The organism is Flaviramulus sp. (assembly GCF_982512915.1).
The window spans coordinates 12,023-37,480 of the sequence record NZ_CEWOCJ010000014.1 but is presented as its reverse complement, the minus strand read 5'-3'; the positions used below and the strand labels follow the sequence as shown (position 1 = coordinate 37,480).

Sequence of the window (25,458 nt, the reverse complement as noted above, 5' to 3'; positions counted from 1 at the left end):
AATAAAAAAATACATTAATTTGCGTTTCAAAATTATGCAAATGCAATCCTTTCCAAAATGCTCTTTAGTAACCCCAACTTATAATTGGCCGCAGGCTTTAGAACTTTTGTTATTAAGTGTAAAAAACCAATCTGTTTTTCCTGATGAAATTATTGTTGCTGATGATGGTTCACAAAAAGAAACTGAAGAATTAGTTAAAGAATTTCAGAAAGATTTCCCTATTCCATTACATCATGTTTGGCATGAAGACAATAAAAATCAGAAACCAGCCATTATGAATAAAGCTATTGCAAAAGCTAAATATGACTATATTATTGAAATTGATGGTGATATCATTATGCATAAAGATTTTGTAAGAGATCATTTGGCCATGGCAAAAAAAAATACCTTCTTGTATGGCAGTAGGGTTAATATTAAAGAAAGTTATTTAAAAGATTTATTTGAAAAAAAACAAATTTCATTTAATTTTTTAAGTAAAGGCATTAAAAAACGAGGCAGAACTTTACGAATACCTTTATTATCAAATTTTTATAAAGAAGAAGAAAAAAGGTCTTCAAAATTAAGGGGTTGTAATATGTCTTTTTGGAAAGAAGACTTTATAAAAGTGAATGGTTTTAATGAAAACCTTATAGGCTGGGGAATTGATGATAGTGAAATGATTCAGCGTTTATTAAATATAGGCATCAAAGGGAAACGATTAAAATTTAGAGGTTTAGCTTTTCATATTTATCATAAAGAGCAAGATAAAAGCCATATAAATATTAACGTAACTATTGAAAACGAAACCACGATTAATAAAATAACCTTTGTAGAAAAAGGAGTTAACCAATATCTTAAATAATGGCAGTCGATGTTTCCATAATAATAATAAACTACAATACCGCAGATTACACAATTAATTGTATTGAGTCTATCATAAAACACACTTCAAAAAATATAACTTGTCAATACCTAATTGTTGATAATGGATCAGAAGCTGAAAATTATTTTAACCTAAAAGAATATATAGATTCTTTGTCTAAAACTATTACAATAAAACTTATTAGAAGTAACATTAATACAGGTTTTGGAGGTGGAAATATGATTGGCGCTAAATATGCAAAAGGTAAATATCTTGCCTTTATTAATAATGATGTACTTCTTAAAAATGATTGTTTAAGTATCCTTAAAATATTTATGGATACTAATAAAAATGTTGGTGTTTGTGGTCCACAAGCATTTAAAGAAAATAAAGAAATACTCCCAACTTTAGATCATTTTGCATCTTTAGGTAGAGAATTATTTGGAAGGAAGGTTTTAGAATCTGTTAACCCAAAAAAATACCCCAAACGAAAACAATTTTATAGTTCGCCTAAAAAAGGGCAATTTGTGGCAGGCAGTTTTATGTTTTTTTCTTCAGCTGATTTTAACAAAATTGGTGGTTTTGATACTAATATTTTTCTTTACTATGAGGAAACAGACATTTGCAAACGATTAGAGAAAATAAACAAAGAGGCCTTTTTAGTTCCTGAGGGACACTTTATTCATTTTCATGGAGCAAGTACCCCAAAACAAGTAGCATTAAAAATTGAATTAAAAATATCGTTGTTATATGTCATTAGAAAACATTATGGTTTAGTTTCTTTTTACATTTTACTTAGATATTTACAGTTAAAATATTTTATAAGTAGTTTAATTAAGCCAAAAAACTGGCCTGTATTTATAGCACTTTTAAAACAAGCACCTCTTTCAATTTCATTAAAACACAAACAATCCATCAATCCTTTACCGGATGCAATTTGAAATTAACAACGTAGTAAAAGTCTTAAAAAAAGGAGGACTTATAATATATCCTACAGATACGGTTTGGAGTATAGGATGTGATGCAACTAATGGGGATGCTGTTAACAAAATTTATAAATTACTTCAAATTGAAAATTGTTCTGCACTAACTTGTTTGATAGCAGACGATAGAATGCTAAAAAAATACATAACTCAAGTACCAACGGTTGCTTTAAACATTATTGAGGTTACCGATAAACCCACAACCATCATTTATGATGAAGCTAAGAATTTAGCACAAAATTTAATTGCTAAAGATGGCACCATAGCCATTAGAATTCCTGATGATGAATTTTGCTATCAAATATCAAGAAAACTAAATGGTGCCATCATATCTGTTTCTGCAAACATTAGGGGTTATGTTATACCAAAATCATTCAAAGAAATCTCTCAAGAGGTTTTAAAAGGTGTAGACTATGTTGTAAATTTGCACCACGAAAAAATCTTAGACAAACCATCGTTAATTATTAAATTAAGTAACAATGGTATTGTTAAAGTTATAAGGGGATAAATTCTCAAATAGCATTAATGAATTACAAACAAGCACTTCAACATAATATCTTCAAAATAATCTCTAAGTCAGCTTCAGAATTAGGAGTAGAAAGTTATGCTATTGGTGGTTTTGTTCGTGATTTTATACTAAAACGTGGTTCAGCTAAAGATATTGATATTGTTGCCGTAGGTGATGGCATTCAATTAGCAAAACAAGTCGCTAAAAATTTACCTAACAAACCTAAAGTACAAGTATTCAAAACTTATGGTACGGCGATGCTCCAATTTGAAACTATTGAAATTGAATTTGTAGGCGCTAGAAAAGAATCTTATGATGAAAATAGCAGAAACCCATCGGTTCAAAAAGGCTCTTTAGAAGAAGATCAAAACCGTCGAGATTTTACTATAAATGCTTTAGCATTAAACCTAAACGAAGCCCATTTTGGCGATTTACTTGACCCTTTTAATGGTATTCAAGATTTAGAAAATAAAATCATCAGAACCCCATTAAACCCTGATATTACTTATAGTGATGATCCACTTAGGATGATGCGAGCTATAAGATTTGCTTCACAATTAGATTTTAAAATTGAAGAAACATCACTAAAAGCCATCACAAAAAACAGTCATAGAATTAAAATTATTACTGAAGAACGTATTATATCAGAACTCCATAAAATAATTGAAAGTAAAACACCTTCTATTGGATTTTTACATCTAGAAAAAACAGGATTATTAAAGTATATTTTACCAGAATTAATAGCTTTAAAAGGCATTGATGAAGTTGAAGGCCAGAGACATAAAGATAATTTTTTCCATACTTTAGAGGTTGTTGATAATATTTCGAAAAACACAGATAATCTCTGGTTACGATGGGCAGCATTATTGCATGATATTGGAAAAGCCCCAACCAAAAAGTTTAGTAAAAAAGTAGGTTGGACGTTTCATGGCCATGAGTTTGAAGGCTCAAAAATGGTTTATCATTTATTTAAAAGACTGAAAATGCCATTAAATGACAAAATGAAATTTGTACAAAAAATGGTTTTTATGAGTTCTCGCCCTATTGTTTTGGCTAATGATGAAGTAACCGACTCTGCCGTTCGTCGTTTAGTTTTTGATGCTGGAGATTTTGTAGATGACTTAATGACACTTTGCGAAGCAGATATCACGACTAAAAACCCTAAAAAATTTAGCAAGTATCATAATAATTTTAAAATTGTTCGTGAAAAAATTGTTGAAGTTGAAGAACGTGATCATATCAGAAATTTTCAACCACCAGTTTCCGGAGAAGAGATTATGAAAACCTTCAATTTAAAACCTTCACGAGAAATTGGCATCATCAAAGAAACCATAAAAGAAGCTATTTTAGAAGGGGAGATTCCCAATGAATACAACGCTGCTTATCAACTTATGTTAAATGAAGGTAAGCGATTAGGCCTAAAAGTAAGTTTAGAATTATGATGAAAACTGTGTTTAAATAAAACACTACAACAAATGAAAAAAAATTTCAGAAACATAGCAAAAGTAACGCTAGTTTTAACATATCTGGTAATAATTGCAGGCGCATTTGTTAGGATGACTGGAAGTGGCATGGGCTGTCCTGATTGGCCAAAATGTTTTGGTTATTATATTCCACCAACAGAATACCAACAATTAGAATGGAAACCTAATTATGTTTACAAAAAAGGTCAAGTTATTATTTTAGAAGAATCATTACAAGTTGCCAAAACAGATTTTACAACTGCTGATGTTTTTACAAAATCTAATTGGGAAACCTATACTAAACATGATTATACTGTTTTTAATCCCTGGCATACTTGGGTAGAATATATCAATCGTTTATTAGGTGCCTTAGCAGGCTTAGCAACTTTACTTTTAGCCTTTGCATCTATTAAATATTGGAAAGAAAACAAAACCATTACGTTACTCTCAATTTTTATAGTGTTAGGTATGGGTTTTCAAGCTTGGTTAGGCAAAACAGTTGTAGATTCTAATTTAGCGCCCTTAAAAATAACCATACATATGGTTATGGCTCTTGTTCTGGTGGCTGCCATGTTATTTATTATTAATAAAACTAATACAAAAAATAAAAACCACCATTATCATTCTACTTTTAAAAATGTTTTGATATTAGCTTCAATCTTAACTTTGATACAAATAATCTTAGGTACACAGGTTAGACAATTTATAGATGAACAGGCTAAGATTTTTGGAGACCAAAAGAGTAATCTTTGGTTAAACAACCCCACATTAATCTTTTACTTTCATAGATCTTTCTCAATAATTGTCTTATTAATAAATGGTTATTTGTTTTATTTGCTAAAAAAAGTAAAACTAAATTTTAAAAAACTAAATTGGGTAATGGTAATTTTAATTATGGAGATATTATCTGGTATTGCCATGGTTTATTTTCACTTTCCGTTTGGTACACAAACCATACATCTTGTTTTCGCTAGTATTTTATTTGGTATTCAATTTTATATCATTTTAGAAACATTTAATACTAAAAACATCCCTCAAACTTTGTAAATTAGCATAATAATTTTCGCCATGATATATAGATTTAGAGTTATTTTAGACAACGATACAGAAGAAGATATTTTTCGTGATTTAGAAATCAGAGAAACAGACACACTAGAAGATTTGCATAATATTATAACCCAATCTTTTGGATTTGATGGTAGTGAAATGGCTTCATTTTATTTAAGTGATGACCAATGGAATCAAGGGGAAGAAATATCTTTATTTGATTTAACTGATGATGCTTCTGCTCGATTAATGAATGAAACTACCATTAACGATGTAGTTCATGAAATGCAACCGAAACTTATTTACATTTACGACTTTTTAAGTATGTGGACTTTTTATGTAGAACTTGCAGAAATTGTTGATGAAATGGAAGGCAATGATTATCCAAACCTCATGTTTGTTCAAGGTCAGGTTCCTGATAATGCTCCCGAAAAACAATTTGAAGCTGATGAAGATGATTACTTTAATGAGTTTGAAGACGACTTAGATTTAGATGATTATGAGAGTTTAGATTTTAACGAAAACTGGAATTAATACCTCGTTTTTGTCTTAAATTTTCCAGATTCACATTCTCGTAATTACGGGTTAAAAATTCCAGAGAGTGTTTTAATATTTGCCCCATATTTTTACATGATTTGAAGTTTGAATCTTGGGTATATTCATAAATTGTCATCTTCAAAGTATCTATGTTTTCTTCCTTAGATATACTATCATGAAGCATACAAGCTAAAAGTTGATCGATCCTATCATGAAAACTTTTTAGGCGTTTTACTAAAATAGAGCGCTCCTCAGTTTTGTACTGATTTATTGAAAGCTTTTGCATACTCTCCGAAACCAATTCAACCATTTTTAAATTTTCTTTAAAAAACTGCGGCCTGTAAATATTAAACTTCCCTTCGTAAGATTGTTGATCAAAATCAATAGGTCGTATTTTATAAACCACATGATCAAAATCATGTGTGGGAACAATAACATAATTATAAGAACGCATATCTCCTAAAAGCCTAATCATACAACGCTCATTAAATTTCACAAACTCTTTTGCTATTTGAGATTTTTCAGATTTATCACATTTAGGCAATATATTTTTTATAAACTCATCACCAGGAATTCCAGCAATATGCTCTTCAATAAGAGTGTTTTTATAAACCAAAAAGTTAAGATTATATGGGGATAACATATGCTCTAACTCTAAGCCATAAATTCGAGAAGCATCGGCGGTTTTTACATAAAAATAAGTGTAATTATCATTTAAAATATTTCTAATTTTTATTCTAAAAGGTTTTGAATTTCCAAACGTACAATAATCAATCGCATCCACATTTAAAAAAGGAATGGTATCTTCATTACCATCCGAATGAAAAATAGTATATACTTTTTTTAATGATAAATCGATCTCCTCTCTTTCGTATTCGTTGTAATAAACACGCACCCAAAGTGTATCATTATCATCTTTATCATAGACCACGATAGATCCTTGAAAACGGAGCAAATCATCATAAAAAATTGGAATTTTAATATTCCTATTATACTCAGATAAATAATCGTGTAATCTTGGTATTATTGGAAATGAAGGCTTTTTTTTTGAAATTTTCAAATCTTTCATGCGCTTTAAACTTACTCAAATTTAATCCTTTTTTTACACTATTGTAACAAAATTTAAAGACTATCGTCTTACTTTTAAAACTAACCCTTACTAATTTTACAATTGGTATTAAAACTATTAGAGTTTGGAAACAATACTTACAATCAACAATCTAACTAAAAAATTTGGTTACTTAACAGCTGTTAAAGACCTATCATTTACAATAAACAAAGGGAATGTTTATGGTATTTTAGGACCCAATGGAAGTGGCAAATCTACAACACTAGGTATTGTTTTAAATGTTGTTAATAAAACCAAAGGTAGTTTTCATTGGTTTGATGGCAACACCTCTACACATAATGCCTTAAAAAAAGTAGGAGCCATTATAGAGCGTCCAAATTTTTACCCCTACATGACCGCCTCTCAAAATTTAAAATTAGTATGCAAAATTAAAGGAGTTGATTATAGTAAAATAGAAGAAAAATTAGAAGTTGTTGGCCTTTTAGAAAGAAAGGATAGTAAGTTTAGAACATACTCTTTAGGGATGAAACAACGTTTAGCCATAGCATCTGCCCTATTAAACGACCCTGAAATTTTAATTTTAGATGAACCCACAAACGGATTAGACCCACAAGGCATTCATCAAATTAGAGAAATAATAAAACAAATAGCGTCACAAGGCACTACTATTTTACTGGCTTCGCACTTATTAGATGAAGTTGAAAAAGTGTGCTCACATGTCGTAGTACTCCGTAAAGGAGTAAAATTATATTCTGGAAGGGTTGATGAAATGATCTCTAGCCATGGATTTTTTGAACTCAAATGCCACAATCAAAATGAGTTAATTCAACTACTTGAAAATCATGATTCTTTTGGGAAAATAAAAGTTCAGGACAACCTAGTAACTGCCTTTCTTAATGAGCCTATGAAATCTGATGAGTTTAACAAACTATTATTTGAAGAAGGTATCATTCTTACTCATTTAGTGCAACGAAAAGAAAGTTTAGAAGAGCAATTTTTAAAATTAACCAACAATCAAAATAACTAAAAACAACCAGATGTTACGACTTTTAAATTTAGAATTACAAAAACTTTTACTAAACAGAACTAGTAAAATACTTATTTTTGTATCCTTCATATTACCTTTTTTTGTTATTCTTTTATCATCATTAAAAATTAATGTATTTGGTTTTTTTACACTGGAACTTGGTGAATTAGGCATTTTTAATTTCCCAATTATTTGGCATTTAACTACTTTTTTCGCATCTCAATTTAAGTTCTTTTTTGCCATTGTTGTAGTGAGTATGATTGGTAATGAATACAGCAATAAAACCATCAAACAAAACCTAATAGATGGATTAAGTAAAAAGGAATTTATATTATCAAAATTTTACACTATTGTTTTCTTTTCAATAGTTTCTACCATTCTTATTGGGTTAATTTCATTTTTTATTGGTCTTTACTATTCAAGTTATAACGAAGCCTCCATAATTTTTAGAGAGGTTGAATTTTTGCTGGCCTATTTCGTTAAATTAATTGGTTTTTTTAGTTTATGTTTACTTTTCGGTATGCTAGTTAAACGCTCTGCATTTGCATTAGCATTCTTATTTATATTATATATTATTGAATGGTTAGTGTTTTGGGGTTCTTACGAAATATTTGGAAATGCAAATTCTGCATTCAAAGTAAAAAACTTTATGCCTTTAGAATCTATGTATAAATTAATAGACCAACCTTTTCAACGTATAGCAATGACAAAGTTTCCAGATAAAGCAGAATTAACTTATGACTATGCAGTACATTGGCATGAAATTGCCGTTGTTTTAGGTTGGACTGCTCTATTTATCTTTTTATCGTATAGATTATTAAAAAAGCGAGATTTATAATATCTTTGATAGCTATGCTATTTAAAAGATGAAAAAAATATTTATTGGTTTATTTTTCTTGATTTGTAACTTTTCTATAAGTCAAGAAGAAGCTTCAAACTGGTATTTTGGTTCTAATGCTGGAATTAAATTTAATTCAGACGGCACTGTAACAAATTTAACAGATGGGATGCTAGATACTGTTGAAGGCTGTACAACAATCTCTGATAACAATGGAGATTTATTGTTTTACACTGATGGAATTACTGTTTTTAACAGACTACACCAACCAATGCCCAATAATGGTCTTTTTGGAGATCCATCAAGTACACAATCTGCAATAGTTGTTCCCAAACCCGATGATTTAAATATTTATTACATTTTCACAGTTGATACCTCAATAGGAACTGATGCTGATTTAGGTTTTAACTATTCTACAGTCGATTTAACTTTAAATGGTGGTTTAGGAGATATAACTAGCAAAAACATCAACCTATTACAGGACAGCTCTGAAAAAATTAGTGCTGTTTTAAAAGACTGTGAATCCAAATCTATCTGGGTAATTACTTTTGCAAATTCTACGGGTTTAGATTTGGGTTTTTTTGATACTTTTTTTGCTTACGAGGTTTCAAACACGGGTGTAAATACAATGCCAGTTACTTCTAGTTTTAATTTTTTTATTGGTGATCCAAGGGGTTATTTAAAACTATCACCAGATGGCACAAAATTAGCCTGTGCTAATTCAAGGGATGGTTTATATTTATTTGATTTTGATAAAGCAACTGGAATTGTTAGTAACCCAAATTTCCTAAACATAAATTTTACTCCACCTCCTGGTAAAACTCAAGCGCCTTATGGTGTTGAATTTTCACAAAATAATGAACTACTTTATGTTACAACGTCTTACAACCCTATTCAGTCAGAATTTGATAATCCAAATAGTCAATATGGCGCCCTGTTACAATATGATTTAACTGCTCCAGACATTAATGCTTCTGAAATTGTTATTGACGAAAGACAAACCTATAGAGGTGCCTTACAATTAGGTCCTAATGGAAAAATTTACAGATCAATGAGCAGTACATACAATAATGGCTTACCTTTTCTTTCTGTTATTAATAATCCAAATCAAATTGGCACTGCTTGTAATTACAACCATAATACTTTTACGCTTAGCAGTTCAGCAAGACAAGGTTTACCTCCATTCATTTCTTCATTTTTTGCTGAAAAAATAGATATTGTTAGAAATGGTTTTGAAACCACTTACCTACCGTTATGTATTGGCGAAAGTTATACGTTAATTGCTGAAGATATACCCGGAGCAACATACACTTGGAGTAGAGATGGTATTATATTAACTGAAAATGATTTTGATTTAGAAATATTTCAACCCGGTTTATACGATGTTTTAATAGAACCCAATACAGGAGACTGTGATATATTAGAAGGTGAAGCCTTAGTAGAATATTTTGATGTACCAATAACAAACCCAATAAATGACATTTTAATTTGTGATACCGATAACGATGGTAACTTTTTATTTGATTTTTCTTTACAAACTCAACAAGCCTTTGGTGCTCAAGACCCATTAACTTACAATATAAAATATTATGTATCTCAAGAAGACGCAGATTTAAATCAAAATGAAATTAACCTTCCTTTTATTAATACACAAAATCCTCAAATAATTTACACAAGATTAGGTATTACTGGTAATAATAACTGCTTTGATTCTTCTCAATCTTTTACAATTCAGGTTTTTAATACACCTATTGCGAATACTGTAAATCCTATAGAAATTTGTGACACGGCCGTAATGAATGATTCTGATGTAACCAATGGCCAAACAGATATAAATCTTAACCAATTTGATATTGATATTTTAGGCTCTCAAGATGCGTCATTATATTCTATGTCTTATTATAAATCATTACTTGATGCAGAAAACAAAACAAACCCCTTAAGTTTTATATACTTCAATCAAACACCATTTAATGAAAGTATTTTTGGAAGAATTGAAAATGTTTTAAATAACAATTGCTTTGCAATTACTCCTCCAATAGAAATAACAATAAACCCATTGCCATTATATACTAATACAAGCCTTATTCAATGTGATGAAGATGGTATAAAAGACAATTTAACTTCTTATAATTTACTTGAAGCTGAAAGAATATTAACCAATGATTTAACAGATCGAGAATTAAAATTTTTTACTTCACAAATAGATGCTGAAAATAGTTTGAATGAAATAATTATTGCAACAAACTTTCAAAACACTGCAAATCCACAAACAATTTATGTTCAAATAATAAACACTAACACAAGTTGTTTTAGTATTGGAGAGCTAATTTTAGAAACCTCGTCTACTCAAATTAATGACTATTTTGCACCTGCTATTTGTGATGAATTGAATTCTGAAGATGGTTTAGGAACTTTTAATTTGAATGATTTTACCACAGACATACAAACTTTAAATGGGATTTCATTACCTATTTCGTATTATGAAACTTATGAAGATGCTCTTTCAGAAGAAAATGAGCTAATTTCACCATATAATAACACAACGCCTTATTCGCAAACTTTGTATGCAAGAGCAGAAAATGATAATGCTTGTTATGGAATTAGTGAAGTTATTCTAACCATAAATGAATTGCCCAATATAATTACTGAAAATTTAGAATATTATTGTTTAAATACGTTTCCTGAAACTATTATCATTAATGCGGCAGTTTTAAATGATTCTCCTAATAATTATACCTATGAGTGGTCTACCGATGAAAACACTTATGAAATTCAAATAAATGAAGTTGGCACTTTTAATGTAACAGTTACTAACGCTAATGGTTGTTCTAAACAAAGAACGGTTACTATTGAACCTTCAAACATAGCTACATTTCAAACTATTAATGTTATTGATATGACTGAAAATAATACGGTTACAGTTATTACTTCTGGAGAAGGTGTTTATGAGTATAGCTTAGTGAATAGTGATAACCAAATTATATTTTCATATCAAGAAAGTAATGTATTTGAAAACGTATCTCCTGGAATTTACAAAGTTTTTGTAAGAGATATAAAAAATGATTGTGGTATTGTAAATGATGGAGTATCTGTAATCGGTTTTCCTAAATTTTTTACGCCTAATAATGATGGTTTTAACGATACTTGGCAAGTATATGGTGTTTCAAACCAATTTCAACCAAACACTAAAATTCTTATTTTTAATAGATTTGGTAAATTAATAAAAGAGTTAGACCCTTCAGGAATTGGATGGGATGGCACTTTTCGTGGCAACATTTTACCAAGTGACGATTATTGGTTTTCTGTAAAATTAGAAGATGGTAGAATATTTAAAAACCATTTTACACTTAAACGCTAAGTTTTGATTCAATTAAAAAAGTATATTTTATTATTCAGTATAATTTTAGGTTTTAATCATGGCTTTTCTCAACAACCAACTGATTGTATTGATGCAGTTGTAGTTTGCGGAAATTCTAATATAAACCTAGATGTAAATGGTATAGGAAATCAAGAGCTTGGTTTTGGACAAAATTGTTCAAGTCAAGAAAATAATAGTATTTGGCTAAAAGTAACTTTAATAAGTGATGGTACATTAGGTTTTACCCTAACTCCAAATAGTACAGCAATTTCTGAGGATTATGACTTTTTTGTATTTGGTCCAAATGCTACTTGTGGAAATTTAGGCCAATCAATTCGATGTTCTACAACAAACCCCCAAGCGGCAAATCAAGGTAATAATTTAACTGGTATGAATGCTACCTCAACTGATACCACAGAAGGCCCTGGAGCTAATGGAAATAGTTTTGTAAGGTGGCTAGATGTTCTAGCTGGAGAAACTTATTTTATTGTTATTGACAGACCAATAGGTAATAGTCCTTTTAGTTTAGAATGGACTGGTACAGCACAATTTTCAGACCCGCCAAACAACGAATCCTCTAATACAGGAACTACAATAAACATAGAAAACTGTGATGTTAATTTACCTTTTAACGATGGTTTTACAAGCTTTAATTTAGAAGATAACACACCACTAATTTTAGGAAATCAAACTGACATTTCAGTAACCTATCACGTATCGATAAGTGATGCTAATATTGGAATAAATGAGTTATTGTCTCCATTTACTAATTCAACAAACCCACAAACAATTTACACTAGAATCACTAATAACATAACTGGTTGTTTTGAATTAACCGACTTTAATTTGAGTGTAAATCTTGGTCCAGATTTTGGTGTTCCAACAGATTTTATTCTTTGTGATAACTTAGATGATGGCAGTGATAATAATGGACTTGTAATTTTTGATCTAACATCAAAAAACAATGAAATTTTAGATGGACAAAACCCTACAGATTTCAATATATCATATTATATGAGTGAAGCAGATGCTGAAATTAAAAACGCTGCATTACCAAACTTATATTATAATAATAACCCTTTTAACGAACAAATTTTTGTAAGAATTGAAGATGTTTTCAATACAGATTGTAAAAGCATTACTAATTTAAATTTAATTGTAAACCCAGTACCTGAAGCATTTAACCATAACATTTTGCAATGTGACGAAGATGGTAATGTTGATGGATTTACTTTATTTAACCTTAATGAAGCTAATGATAATCTAACAGGTGGCATTTTGGATAAATCCACTAAATTTTACACGGATATAGCTAGAACAAATGAGATAAATGGTAGTTCTTTTTATAACACTATAAACCCTCAAACTATTTATGTTGAAGTTTTTAATATAATCACCGGGTGTTCCAATTATTCTGAATTAATTTTAGATGTGAGTTTAACTGACGCTAATGACGCCATTTTACCGGCAGTTTGTGATGATGATGGAATTGAAGACGGTTTTTATGAATTTGATTTAAGTGAAGCTGATAGTATTATTCTGAATGGACTTCCTACAATAGGACTCGATATTGCATATTATGAGACTTATGAAGATGCCCTATTAGAACAAAATAATTTAGGAATGTCTTTTACTAATACCATTCCATATTTACAAACAATTTATGCACGTGTTGAAAACGCTAATAATTGTTATGGAATTAGTGATTTATTACTTACTGTTAATGAATTACCTAATATAATTACCGAAGATTTAGAATATTATTGTTTAAATACTTTCCCTGAAACTATTACAATAGATGCTGGCGTTTTAAATGATTCGCCTAATAATTATACTTACGAGTGGTCTACTGGAGAAAACACATTTAACATTCAAATAAATCAAATTGGAACTTTTAATGTAACAGTTACAAACGCTAATGGCTGTTCTAAACAAAGAACAATTACTATTGAACCTTCAAACATAGCTACATTTCAAACTATTAATGTTGTTGATATGACTGAAAATAATACGGTTACAGTTATTACTTCTGGAGAAGGTGTTTATGAGTATAGTTTGGTAAATAGTGATAACCAAATTGTAATTTCATATCAAGAAGGCAACGTATTTGAAAATGTTTCTCCCGGTATCTACACGGTTCTTGTTAGAGATTCAAAAAATGATTGTGGAATTGTAGATGCTGGAGTTTCAGTAATTGGTTTTCCTAAATTTTTCACACCTAATAATGATGGTTTTAACGATACTTGGCAAGTATTTGGTGTTTCAGAACAGTTTCAACCAAATACAAAAATTCTTATTTTTAACAGATTTGGTAAATTGATTAAAGAGTTGACTCCTTCAGGTATTGGTTGGGATGGGACTTTAAATGGTAGTAACCTACCTAATGATGATTATTGGTTTTCTGTAGAACTTCAAGACGGAAGGGTCTTTAAAAACCATTTCACCCTTAAAAATTAAGCATCATAGCTAATTTAAGCACTTTTACTGCTCTTTTTTTTGGGTTTGAACTAAAAAAAAATTACTTTTCAGTCGAAAACAAACTTATTTAAATAAGTTTGTTTTTTACCCAAACAAAACCCAAAAAGAAAAACCTACAATCTATGAGAATTACTTACTATATCATAGTAATACTTTTTTGCTGTAGTAATTTTGTTTATTCACAACAAATTACTGTTGATGATACTGTTGGTTTACAATCTCTTATTCAAGATAATTTAGTAAATGGCTGTGTAGATATTTCAAACATCAGCTCATCAGTTAACGGAAATTCAAGTGGACTACCAAGTTATGCTTATTTTGAAAGAGGGAGTTCTAATTTCCCATTTGAAAGAGGTATCATGCTATCAACCGGAGCAGCAGCATCTGGTGGTAATAGTTTAAGAACACCAACTCTGAGTGAAGGTTCTTCTGCTTGGGGTACAGATACAGATCTAGAAACCGCGTTAGGAATAACTAATACAGTCAATGCCACTTCTATAGAATTCGATTTTGTTTCAATTTCAAATCAATTTCAATTTAATTATTTATTAGCTTCAGAAGAATATTTTGGAATAAATCCCTGTCAGTTTTCAGATGGTTTCGTGTTTTTAATAAGAGAAGCTGGAACAACAAATCCTTATCAAAACATAGCCTTAGTACCAGGCACAACAACCCCTGTTAACACCAATACCATACACGATGAGATTTTTGGTGTATGTCCCGCCCAAAACGATCAGTATTTTGATGGTTATAATATTGGAGACACCAACTACAATGGAAGAACTACCGTATTAACAGCTTCAGGCAGTATTTTACCAAATGTAATTTATCATATTAAATTAATTATTGCAGATCAAACAGATGGCACTTTTGACTCTGCTGTGTTTATAGAAGGAGATAGTTTTAGAATTTTAGATTTAGGTGAAGATATACAAACCTGTGCCGCATCAGTAGTTTTAGATGCCGATTTACAGAATCCATTAGCCTCATATGCTTGGTATTTAAATGGTAATTTAATAACTGTTGCTACAAATGCTACATATATTGCCACTCAAGATGGAACTTATACCGTTGAAGTTTCAGTACCCGTAAATGGCACAAATTGTATTGAAGAAGATGGAATAGTAATTGTTTTAAACACTGAGGAACCTATAAACCCAATTTCTGATTATTTATTATGTGATGATCCTAGTGCCGATGGTATAGAAATTTTTAATCTCAATACAAAAGATTCAGAATTAATAAATAATATTCCATTTACTAATTATGCTTTTACTTATCATTTATCTGATACTGATGCTAGAAATAATTTAAATGCGATAACAAACCCAACAGCCAATACAACGAATCCACAAACTATTTTTGTTAGAATAGATGACTTAGATAGCAATTGTTTTTCGTACACAACATTTAACTTAATTGTAAACCAAGTTCCCAATATTACCCCACCAAGTGATTTAGACTTTTGTGATGGCGATGATAATCCAGATGGATTTGCTGTTATAGATTTATCTCAAAAAAATAATGAAATTACAGGAGGAAACAATAATTTATTAGTTACTTATCATTATAATATTTTAGATTCTACAACAGGTAATAACCCCATACCAACACCTTATATAAATACAAATACACCAATAGATTTAGTTTATGTAAGGGTGATTAATACCTTAACTGGTTGTGTAAATACTACAACTTTAAATGTAAATGTTACAGTTAGCCCCATAGTAAATAGGGATACACAATATTTAGATGCTTGTGATACTGATTTGGATGGTAATGCTTCTTTTGATTTAACTGAGGTAATTGCAAGTATCCTAAATGGATTAATGGGAGTAACTACAACTTTTCATATCAGTTTTAATGATGCACAAACAGGAGATAATCCAATTGCTGATGAAACAAATTACCAATATACAAATGCCGTTATAGAACCAGGTTCTAGTACTCTTTATTTAAGGGTTGTAGATGATGTAACAGGCTGTTCCACAGTAGTACCTTTTGAAATACACACAAATTTATTATTAACTGGGACTGATACTGGAGATTTTGCACTGTGTGATAATAATGATGATAGTAGTGATACATTAGAATTTAACCTGTTTACTGTAGAAAACTACATTGCAAATGACTTGCCATTCCCTATTAACGTGACATTTTTTGAAACAGCTGAGGATAGAGATAATAATGTAAACCCAATAGACAAGACTCTTCTATACTTAGCAGTTAGTCCACAAGTTTTATACATTCGAATTGAAGGTGGAAATTGTATTGAAAATACTGAAATAACATTATTAGTAAATCCCATATTATTATTTAGTCCTTTAGCACCAATACCTTATTGTGATGATGATGATGATGGTATAACTAGTATTGATTTGGCTTCTATAGACGATACAGTTACAGGTGGAAATATTAACTTTATAGTTACTTATTTTCTAAATCAAACAGATGCTGAAAATAATAACACAAGTAATCAATTACCTCCATTTTATACCAATACAAACCCTATTGAAACGCTTTATGCTCGAGTAGAAAGTATAAATTCTGGTTGTGCAACGGTAAATTCTTTTCAAATCGAAATATTAACAGCGCCCTCAACAAATGAGCCAAGTGATGTTATTATCTGTGATAATGATCAAGATGGATTTTCCATCATAAATTTAAACAATAAAATTCCTGAAGTAGTTTCGAGTACTACAGGTTTACAAATTGATTTTTTCACATCTTTGGATGATGCTAATACAAATACAAATGCAATTCCTGATTCTGAGAGAAATGTATACAACACAAATACACAAACCATATTTGTTAGAGTTGAAGATATTGCTAGTGGTACCGGGTGTTTCGCTTTAGAATCATTTGAAGCTTTTGTAAATACACTCCCTGTATTTCCAGATATCAGTAATTTTCAAATTTGTGAAAATGATGGAGATGCTATAGCAGACTTTTTATTAGTTGACAAAGATGCGGAAATATTAAACGGGCAAACTGGTAAAGAAGTGTTTTATTTTGAAGATGCTGCCTTTACAATTCCAATTGATAAGTTTAATATCTATCAAAATACAACTAGCCCACAAACTATCTATGTTCGTGTTCAAAATATAACAGACCCTTCTTGTTTTGGAACCGATTCTTTCATATTACAAGTTTCACCAGATCCTGTATATAATCCAATAATAGATTATCTAATCTGTGACGATGATAGTAATGACGGTATAAACATCTTTGATTTAAGCGAAAAAATAACTGAAGTATCTCAAGGCTCGCCAGATATACTTAATATATCTTTTCACTTAAATCCAAATGATGCAGATAATAATTTAAACCCACTACCATTAAGCTATACTAACGTTTCAAATCCCCAAAGTTTATTTGTAAGAATAGAAAGTGAAGATTCGTTATGCCATGTTGTTGAAGAATTGGGTATAAATATTATTGCTACTCCAGATGTAACTAATGCTAGCCCATTGGTAAATTGTGACGCAGATTATGATGGTATTACCGCTTTTGATTTGACAACGGCAGATTTCGAAATTTTAGATAGAGTTCAAAGTAATCTCATTGTAAATTATTTTGAAAATCTCACAGATATAAATGTAAATGATGGTTTAGATAATACTAACGAAATATTAAATCCAACTAGTTTTAATTCTAATTCTCAAACGGTTTACATAAAAGTAGCTAATATATTAACCAGTTGTTTTACCATAATTCCTTTAGATCTTATAGTTGATTTACCTCCGCCAACAAATGCTACAGGAATTATTGAAATATGTGATAATGATACAGATACTTTTGATTTATCCACAATTAATTCGATACTAGTAAATAATACTTCAACAGTAAATATATCATATCATGAAACACAAAGTGATGCTGATGATAATGTATCACCATTAAACAACATTTTTAATTATACTTTAAACAGTCATATTATTTTTGCTAGAGTTTCATTTATAGATACAGGATGTCTAGTTACAACTTCATTTAATTTACAAATAAACCCAAATCCCATAGCAAATATACCATTAGATTTAATTGACTGTGATGATGATTTTGATGGATTTTTAGAATTTAATTTAGCTTCTCAAGATGCTTCAGTAATGGGTTCATTAAATCCATTAAACTTTACAGTAACTTATTATAACAATATCGATAATGCTGAAAATGCATTGGACGCATTATCAAGCACTCATTCTGCTTTTGATGGTGAAATCATTTTTGCAAGATTAGAAAACAATACTACTGGTTGTTACGGCATTTCTCAATTTAACACTTTTGTAACGCCATTACCTGTAATTCCTATTGAAGATTTTGTACCACTTTGTATAAATAGATTACCACTAATAATTGATGCATACACAGGAAACCCTAATGACACTTACCTATGGTCTACAGGAGAGACTTCATCTCAAATTGAGTTAAATGATATCAGCCAAATTGGAGAATATTTTGTTACTGCTACAACACCAAATATAAATTCAAACGATTGTTCTTTTACTAAAAACTTTACAGTTATTGATTCTGAAGATGCTAATTTAAATTTCACTACTACTGTTGATTTTGCTGATCCGAATAGTATCACTGTTGATGTAAGTGGTATTGGAGATTATGTTTTTATTTTAGATGATGGTGAACCGCAAACTTCAAACGTTTTTGAGAATGTTACTTTTGGTCTTCATTTAGTAACTATAAGAGATTTAAATGGCTGTAGAGATGTTATAACTGAAGTTGTTGTTATTGACGTTCCAAAGTTTTTTACTCCAAATAACGATAGCTTTTTTGACACCTGGCATATTGTAGGTATTAGTGAAATACCTGGAACTGTGGTTTATATTTATAATCGATACGGAAAACTAATAAAAACTTTACCCCACACTTCAATTGGTTGGGATGGCACTTTTAACGGCCAAAATATGCCTGCTGATGATTATTGGTTTTTAGCAAAAGTTGTGCAAAATGGAACCACGTTTGATTTTAGAGGCCATTTTGCTTTAAAACGGTAAGTTTACAAAAATTAATTCTTTATAAAAACGGTCAAAGAGCTACCTTTTTATACTTATTAGTGGCCTTTTTGTTCTTTTCATCTAAAAAGGCTAAACCTTGTAACATTCTTTTAGTCTAAGTATAGTTAAATACTATATTTTAGTATTTGTTTCTATTTTTAATACTAATAATTAATACAAATTTTTATTAAATAAATGAATTTATCCAGATTATTTAAAGGACTTTTCTTTTTATTTACACTTTTTTCAAGTCTTCAAGGATTCTCTCAGTTAAGTAGAACCCATTATATTCCACCATTAACGGAATCTGGCTCAGGCTCATCAAATCCACAAGATCATTATATCTATATTTCTACTCCTAAAGCAGCGTCATTTAGCTTTACAATAAAACCTGTTGGTCAAGGAGTTGCTGCTGAAATTACTGGAACAGTTTCAAATGCTACGCCATTTATTTATAATATTGGAAATGGCAGAGACACCCAGTTGTTTGTTAATGCAAACGAAACTAGTACTGTTAAAAATAATAAAGGTTTTATAATAGAATCTCAAGATGTCATTTACGTTTCTGTAAGAGCAAATGCAGGAGCTCAAGCAGGAGCCCTAGTTAGTAAAGGCTTAGCAGCATTAGGAACAACATTTCGAGTAGGTAGCTTTACCAACGAAAACCCGCAAGATAACTACTTAAATTTTGTTTCAGTTATGGCTACTGAAGACAATACACAAGTATCTTTTAATGATTTACCTGCGGGATTAGTTATAGAAAACTATACAGGAATAACACCAGTCACCACAACACTAAACAAAGGCGAAAGCTATACCCTAGCTACTAATAGTAACAATGCCATAATTAATAGAGATGGCTTAATAGGGTGTTTAGTTAGTTCAGATAAACCTATAGTGGTTAACTGTGGTTCTGCTAACGGTAGTTTTCATAATGGTGGGGCTAGAGATTACGGAATAGATCAAATTGTTGATTTATCCAAAGTAGGAACAGAATACATTTTTGTTAAAGGTGATGGTGAAAATGGATGGGAAAATGTTTTAATTGTTGCACATACAAATAATACAACAATAAGTATAAATGGTAATACCCCTGTTGCTACTATTAATGCAGGTGATTATTATCTCATAGAAGGTAATGAATATACAGCTAGTGGCAATATGTACGTACAAACATCGCAACCCGTATTTGCTTATCAAGGGGTTGGTGCTACAACAAGTGAAGCCAACCAAGGCATGTTTTTTGTGCCACCTTTAAGTTGCGAAACAAGAGGGAACTTAGATAATATTGCCAACATTGAATCTATTGGAGGTACAACTTATACAGGCGGTATATCGATAGTAACCAAAGTTGGAGCTACGGTAACTATTAATAATACTCCAATTAGTAATTTTTCATCTATTGGACCAAATAATGTTACTGGAAAACCCGATTATGTTACTTATAAAGTAACAGGTTTAACTGGGAATATTTCGGTTCAAAGTTCTGATGAGTTATACTGTGCTTATTTCAATTTTAATGGTGCAGCAACATCAGGTAGTTTTTATTCAGGATTTCCAAGTCCTCCCGAAATAAATTTTGATGCCATCTTTACTACTCTGGGTGTTTGTATTCCCAACGTTACTTTAGAAGTAGCTAATGCTGGTAGTTTTGATAGTTTTGAATGGTTTTTTGATGATGGAAATGGTGCAGGTTTCATTACAACAGGTAATACGTCTTTACAATTTACACCCGCCCTATCTGGTACATATAAATTAATAGGCACATTAAATTGTACAAACACCACATTAGAATCTCTTGAAGTACCAGTAAGTATTTGTCCAGATGATACTGATAACGATGGTATTCCAGATAATACGGATATTGATAATGATAATGATGGTATTTTAAATTGCACAGAATCTAACGGAAATCAAGATATTAATCTTTCAAATCCTACTTCTGGAAGTATTCTTGTTGGAGGGTATACCTATACAGGAACTATCAATACTTTTGGAACTGCTGCAACCACGCCTTTTGTTGGTTTAGCTGATGGTACTTTTATGAGCGAAACCCCAAGCCGAAATAACGCTGCGGAAGAAAGTGTAACTTATGATTTAGTTTTCAATAATAATCTAAATTTATTGTTTGAATATGCAACCTCTACAGGCCTAGGTAATGGTTTACTTACTGATGACGAAGAATTTATAATTCGTGTCCCGAATACAAGAACAATCACGCTTTTAAATCCTGATAACCAATTATTAGTTGACACTAATTTTGATGGTATTTACGAAACTGGAGTAACTCAAATTTCAGCTTTTGAGATACGATTTAAACTCAACGGAACGTCCTTAGCGCTGGGAGCTGGTACATTTAGTTTTTCTGCCAATTCAGTAAATGCCATAACTTATATCCATAAAAACACATCGGATACAAGTAGTAATCAAGCCACTTTCAAACTAACTACAACATGCGTTGCAAATGATAATGATTTTGACGGCATTGAAGATGCATTAGATTTAGATAGTGATAACGATGGAATTCCTGACTTTGTTGAAAATATAGGAATCCTTCAACCGCTTTCTGGTATTGATGCAGACTTAAACGGATTGGATGATGTTTACGATATCAATACCCTTCCAATAGATACAGATGGAGATACCGTATCAGATTTTTATGATTTAGATAGTGATAATGACGGTATTACAGATTTAATTGAATCAGGGCTACTAGGAATTTTATCTGACACCGATTTAAATGGAATTGAAGATGGTGGTTCATTTGGAACCAATGGTTGGGCAGATGCTGCGGAAACAACACCAGATAGTAATCTTATTGGATACACTATAAATGATTTGGATAATGACACTATTTTTAGCTACATAGATGCTGATAGCGATGGTGACGGATGTAGTGATGTTATTGAAGCAGGATTCTCTGACGCAAACAATGATGATTATTTAGGGGATGGTGCAGTTGTTGTAGATTTAATGCCAGATTCTACCACAGGACAAGGTTTAGTTACAAATGCAAGTGATGGTTACACATTACCAAATAGTGATTATTTAGATTCAGCACCAATTATTATCACAACGCAACCTATCGATATTGAGGTATGTCATTTATTGAATACAACATTATCAGTTACACTTTCAACACCTTTTGATTCTATACAATGGGAATTAAGTGCAGACGGTATCACATGGAATCCGCTAACAGATGATGCCACGTATTCAGGCTCACAGACAACTGATTTAACTATTATTAGTACACCTTTATCATTAAATAACTATCAATATAGAGTTAGGTTAGAAAGAAACGGAAACAGCTGTGGTTTATATTCTGATGAAGTCAATTTAATAGTAAATCCTTTACCTGTTGCTAACCCTGTTTTAGATTTAGAACTTTGCGATAATTTAGATGATGGAGATGATTTTAACGGTATTGTTCAAACTTTTGATTTAGAAAGTCAAACTGCCACGATTTTAGGAACACAACCTAATACTGATTTTACTGTAACTTACCACTTATCTCTGGCTGATGCTACATCTGGCAATCAAGCACTTACAAGTCCTCATGAAAATAATGCAAGTCCAAACTCTGAAACCATTTATGTTCGAGTTGAAAATAATTCAACAGGATGCATTAATACAAACTTAAGTTTCAATGTAATTGTTAACCCCCTGCCAGTTGCAAATCCAGTTGCTAATTTAGAACTTTGTGATGATGACTCTGATGGCGATAATAGAAATGGTATTGTTCAAACTTTTAATTTAGAAAGCCAAACCGCAACTATTTTAGGCACTCTACCTGCTACAAATCTCACAGTTACTTATCATTTATCAGTAACCGATGCCATTACGGGTTCTGGTTCACTAACAAGTCCGTACTCCAATACACTAAGTCCTAATTTACAAACCATTTATGTAAGAATTACAAATATAATAACAGGTTGTGTAAATCCATATTTAACTTTTGATTTGATTGTAAACACATTACCGTTTGCTAATACAGTACCAGATTTAGAGGCTTGTGATAACACAGATGATGGTAATGATACCAACGGTATTATTCAAACTTGGGATTTAGAAAGTCAAACCACAACTATTTTGGGTACACAAGCAGCAACTGATTATTCTGTTACCTATCATTTGTCATTAAACGACGCTGAACTACGAAATAATCCTTTAGCGAGTCCGCATACAAATACGGCTAACCCAAATAACCAAACTATTTATGTAAGAGTCGAAAATAATGTAACTAATTGCGTAAACACATTCAATACATTTGATTTAATAGTACATCCCCTTCCAATTATTAATTCCCCAGTTGTTTTAGTTCAGTGTGATGATGACGATCCATCAACACTTGGTTTCAGTCCTTTTAATCTAACTGAGGCTAACAGTGAAATTTCAGCAAATGCAATAAACGAAACGTTTACTTTTTTCTTAACTCAAGCTGCGGCAATATCTGGAGATATTACCAGTCCTAATTTTATTAATAACCCAACAACTTTTGAAAATAGAACAATTAGCTCTGATATTATTTGGGCAAGAATCGAAAATTCATTTGGTTGTATTAGAGTTTCAGAAATTCAACTTAATGTTTCCACTACAGTAATTCCTTCAAACTTTTTAGTCACCTTTAATCAATGTGATGATTTTCTTGATATTAATGGTGTTGATAACACAAATAACGATGATAGAGATGGTGTTGCTACATTTGATTTTAGTAGTGTTGACGCAACTATTTTAAGTTTTATTCCTGTAGGACAAAATCCATTACCTCCCAGATACTTTAGAAATGAAGCTGATGCCCTAGCTGAAATAAATGAAATAACCGAAATTTCGAATTACAGAAATATTGGTTACCCAGGTTCTCAACTTATCTATGTGAGAGTTGACAGTAATATTGCTAACGATTGTTTAGGTTTAGGAGCTCATATATTATTAAATGTGGAACCTCTACCGTTGGCAAACCCTGTTACAATTATTAGACAATGTGATGATGATAATGATGGTGAATTCCCTTTTAACACTTCTCAAGTTGAAAATGATTTATTAGGTGCTCAAAACCCAGCAGATGTTATTGTTGAATATTTTGATGAATTAGGAAATCCGCTACCTAGTCCGCTGCCTAATCCGTTTATAACAGCAAGTCAAACGATAACGATTAGAGTTACTAATAATACAAGTTCGGCTCCTGATGGCCCTTGCTTTGATGAAACTAGTTTAGAATTTATTGTTGATGTCAGTCCCGTTGCAAATTCTGTCAGTCCTTTTGTTGTTTGTGATGGAGATTCTGGTGATATTGATGATGATGATGGCTTATACCCTTTCAATACTACAAACATTGAAAGTACTGTATTAGGCACTCAAACTGATATGGATATGTTTTACACCTATTTTGATGAAAATGGCAATTTAATTAGTAATGCAACGTCATTGCCAAATACTTTAATTTCTGATACACAAACTATAACGGTTGACGTTGTTAATCCATCAAATTTAGTATGCACCGCTTCAACAACTATTGATTTTATTGTGAATACTTTACCTGAATTTTCAATTGAAACGCCTCAAATAGTATGTTCTTCTGATCCAAATTTCACAGTAGTTTTAGATCCTCTTGAAGATAATCCATCTGAAATCTACACCTATGATTGGACTAATGAAACAGGAACTTCGCTTTCTAATAATTCAACTTTAACAGTATCTACTCCCGGTACCTATTTTATAACATTAACTAAAACAGATGGAACTGGTTGTTCTAGAACCAGAGATGTTTTTGTTAATGCATCAGAATTAGCAACCATAACACAAGATGATATTACTATTGTTGACATATCAGACAATAATACAATTACTATAAATGAAGCTAATCTTGGTTTAGGTGATTATGAATTTGCTTTAGATGATGAATTTGCTTCTTATAAAGATGAACCATTTTTCGACCGTGTTAAAGGAGGTGTTCATACACTTTTTGTTAGAGATAAAAATGGATGCGGTACAACTTCTATTGATATTTCAGTTATAGATTTCCCTAATTTCTTTACACCTAATGGTGACGGTTTTAACGATTCGTGGCAAATACTCGGTATTAATGCTCAATTTCAACCACAAAGTGACATTTATATTTTTGATCGGTATGGTAAACTTTTAAAACAGATTAACCCGCTTTCCAGTGGTTGGGATGGTACTTTTAAAGGTAATTTGATGCAATCGGATGATTACTGGTTCAAAGTTTTACTTCAAGATGGCAGAGAATTCAAAGGACATTTCACTTTAAAACGATAACCGTGTTATTTTGCTTAA

13 protein-coding genes are annotated in these 25,458 nt (G+C 31.0%); 12 read left to right on the top strand and 1 reads right to left on the bottom strand.

All coding sequences use genetic code 11. From position 1 onward, the window contains the following. Positions 1-40 precede the first annotated feature (40 nt). From AC1XJX_RS10100 to AC1XJX_RS10075, 6 genes are read left to right on the top strand one after another with little or no spacing between them, the layout of a single operon-like run. Complete coding sequence (locus tag AC1XJX_RS10100) at positions 41-841, top strand: glycosyltransferase family 2 protein (protein ID WP_482003863.1); 801 nt, start codon at positions 41-43, stop codon at positions 839-841. After that, complete coding sequence (locus AC1XJX_RS10095) at positions 841-1,782, top strand: glycosyltransferase family 2 protein (RefSeq protein ID WP_482003862.1); 942 nt, start codon at positions 841-843, stop codon at positions 1,780-1,782. Before AC1XJX_RS10100 ends, AC1XJX_RS10095 begins: the two co-directional genes overlap by 1 nt. After that, positions 1,772-2,332, top strand: coding sequence for an L-threonylcarbamoyladenylate synthase (locus AC1XJX_RS10090; RefSeq protein WP_482003861.1), 561 nt, complete (start codon positions 1,772-1,774; stop codon positions 2,330-2,332). Before AC1XJX_RS10095 ends, AC1XJX_RS10090 begins: the two co-directional genes overlap by 11 nt. Positions 2,333-2,349: 17 nt before the next feature. After that, positions 2,350-3,774, top strand: a complete 1,425-nt coding sequence (locus AC1XJX_RS10085) for a CCA tRNA nucleotidyltransferase (protein WP_482003860.1) — start codon at positions 2,350-2,352, stop codon at positions 3,772-3,774. 33 nt (positions 3,775-3,807) lie between these two features. Continuing rightward, positions 3,808-4,842: a COX15/CtaA family protein gene (locus AC1XJX_RS10080; RefSeq protein WP_482003859.1), complete on the top strand. Its 1,035-nt coding sequence runs from the start codon at positions 3,808-3,810 to the stop codon at positions 4,840-4,842. Positions 4,843-4,863: 21 nt separating this feature from the next. Next, a complete protein-coding gene (locus AC1XJX_RS10075) occupies positions 4,864-5,376 on the top strand; it encodes an IS1096 element passenger TnpR family protein (RefSeq protein ID WP_482003858.1) in 513 nt (170 codons plus the stop codon). On the opposite strand, the gene AC1XJX_RS10070 is transcribed toward AC1XJX_RS10075, so the two are convergent. Then, a complete protein-coding gene (locus AC1XJX_RS10070) occupies positions 5,357-6,448 on the bottom strand; it encodes a hypothetical protein (protein ID WP_482003857.1) in 1,092 nt (363 codons plus the stop codon). The genes AC1XJX_RS10075 and AC1XJX_RS10070 overlap by 20 nt on opposite strands. A gap of 124 nt (positions 6,449-6,572) precedes the next feature. Here AC1XJX_RS10070 and AC1XJX_RS10065 point away from each other — a divergent pair, with 124 nt between their 5' ends. From AC1XJX_RS10065 to AC1XJX_RS10040, 6 genes are all read left to right on the top strand, one after another. After that, entirely contained in the window at positions 6,573-7,475 is a 903-nt protein-coding gene (locus AC1XJX_RS10065) for an ABC transporter ATP-binding protein (RefSeq protein WP_482003856.1), read from the top strand. Between the two features lie 10 nt (positions 7,476-7,485). Then, positions 7,486-8,313, top strand: coding sequence for an ABC transporter permease (locus AC1XJX_RS10060; protein WP_482003855.1), 828 nt, complete (start codon positions 7,486-7,488; stop codon positions 8,311-8,313). A gap of 28 nt (positions 8,314-8,341) precedes the next feature. Continuing rightward, positions 8,342-11,674, top strand: a complete 3,333-nt coding sequence (locus AC1XJX_RS10055; RefSeq protein WP_482003854.1) for a T9SS type B sorting domain-containing protein — start codon at positions 8,342-8,344, stop codon at positions 11,672-11,674. A 3-nt stretch (positions 11,675-11,677) separates the two neighbouring features. Continuing rightward, complete coding sequence (locus AC1XJX_RS10050) at positions 11,678-14,131, top strand: T9SS type B sorting domain-containing protein (RefSeq protein ID WP_482003853.1); 2,454 nt, start codon at positions 11,678-11,680, stop codon at positions 14,129-14,131. A gap of 143 nt (positions 14,132-14,274) precedes the next feature. Beyond that, positions 14,275-19,161, top strand: a complete 4,887-nt coding sequence (locus AC1XJX_RS10045; protein WP_482003852.1) for a T9SS type B sorting domain-containing protein — start codon at positions 14,275-14,277, stop codon at positions 19,159-19,161. Between the two features lie 195 nt (positions 19,162-19,356). Further along, on the top strand, positions 19,357-25,440 hold the full coding sequence (locus AC1XJX_RS10040) for a T9SS type B sorting domain-containing protein (RefSeq protein ID WP_482003851.1): 6,084 nt from the start codon (positions 19,357-19,359) through the stop codon (positions 25,438-25,440). Positions 25,441-25,458 lie beyond the last annotated feature (18 nt).

Bases quoted from the DNA above. Each gene is read 5' to 3' on its own strand.
- AC1XJX_RS10055 (WP_482003854.1), top strand. From the start codon at position 8,342: ATGAAAAAAATATTTATTGGTTTATTTTTCTTGATTTGTAACTTTTCT.
- AC1XJX_RS10040 (WP_482003851.1), top strand. From the start codon at position 19,357: ATGAATTTATCCAGATTATTTAAAGGACTTTTCTTTTTATTTACACTT.
- AC1XJX_RS10095 (WP_482003862.1), top strand. From the start codon at position 841: ATGGCAGTCGATGTTTCCATAATAATAATAAACTACAATACCGCAGAT.
- AC1XJX_RS10100 (WP_482003863.1), top strand. From the start codon at position 41: ATGCAATCCTTTCCAAAATGCTCTTTAGTAACCCCAACTTATAATTGG.
- AC1XJX_RS10045 (WP_482003852.1), top strand. From the start codon at position 14,275: ATGAGAATTACTTACTATATCATAGTAATACTTTTTTGCTGTAGTAAT.
- AC1XJX_RS10080 (WP_482003859.1), top strand. From the start codon at position 3,808: ATGAAAAAAAATTTCAGAAACATAGCAAAAGTAACGCTAGTTTTAACA.
- AC1XJX_RS10090 (WP_482003861.1), top strand. From the start codon at position 1,772: ATGCAATTTGAAATTAACAACGTAGTAAAAGTCTTAAAAAAAGGAGGA.
- AC1XJX_RS10075 (WP_482003858.1), top strand. From the start codon at position 4,864: ATGATATATAGATTTAGAGTTATTTTAGACAACGATACAGAAGAAGAT.
- AC1XJX_RS10085 (WP_482003860.1), top strand. From the start codon at position 2,350: ATGAATTACAAACAAGCACTTCAACATAATATCTTCAAAATAATCTCT.
- AC1XJX_RS10070 (WP_482003857.1), bottom strand. From the start codon at position 6,448: ATGAAAGATTTGAAAATTTCAAAAAAAAAGCCTTCATTTCCAATAATA.
- AC1XJX_RS10060 (WP_482003855.1), top strand. From the start codon at position 7,486: ATGTTACGACTTTTAAATTTAGAATTACAAAAACTTTTACTAAACAGA.